Source organism: Bartonella sp. MR168JLCBS (assembly GCF_042194175.1).
Window position 1 is genome coordinate 1 of record NZ_JBHIMP010000312.1, and the last position, 770, is coordinate 770.

General features: G+C 36.8%; 1 pseudogene. It reads right to left on the minus strand.

From position 1 onward, the window contains the following. Positions 1–556, minus strand: a pseudogene (locus ACFIK8_RS11105) (glycerol-3-phosphate transporter permease); the annotation flags it as partial. Between the last annotated feature and the right edge of the window lie 214 nt (positions 557–770).

Here is a 770-nt window from a genome sequence, read left to right on the forward strand (position 1 = left end):
GTGGAACAGATTGGAGACCAGCAAGAAAAAAGAGAAAATTATAGGAAATTTGTTTCCAGCTGGCTGCAATTACAATAAGGATCATTGCTTGAATGCAATTAATACGATAATTCCATGTGATACCTATTTTTTGAAAAACAAAAGGGACGATTCCGATGGTTGGGTGAAAGATAAATAACCATAATATGCCTGCCAATACTGGAGCAACAGCATAGGGCCAGAGCAAAAGCGTTGTGTAGGCCTTTTTTGCGCGGATGACACGATCAACACAGACAGCCAAAAGAAGTGATATCGTCATTGAAACGACAGTTACCGAAATGGAAAATACTGCGGTTATGAGAAGTGATTTTAGATAAGCAGGATCAGAGAGAATTGTCAGATAATTTTCAAGACCAATAAAGGTTGTGATAAAGCCAAAGGGATCTTCACGCTCGAAAGATGATTTTATTGACTGGACAGCAGGCCAGAAGAAAAACAAAAAAGTCACAATGAGCTGAGGAAAAAGCAGCCAGTAAGGAAGAAGATTATTTTTGAAATATGCATGTTTTTCTTGCATTCGTAGAGCTCTCTTTAAACAGCAAGACTTTAGAAAGGTGAACAAAAAAGAATTGAAAAAACTCAACTGTTTGGTTGAGTTTTTGATCTTTAACGATAATAATGAAACCCTTAATGATTAGCTTTCTCAAATTCACGTAGAAGCTTATTTCCACGTTTAACAGTTGCATCTAATCCATCTTTTGGTGTTTTTGAGCCACTAAGAACAGCTTCTA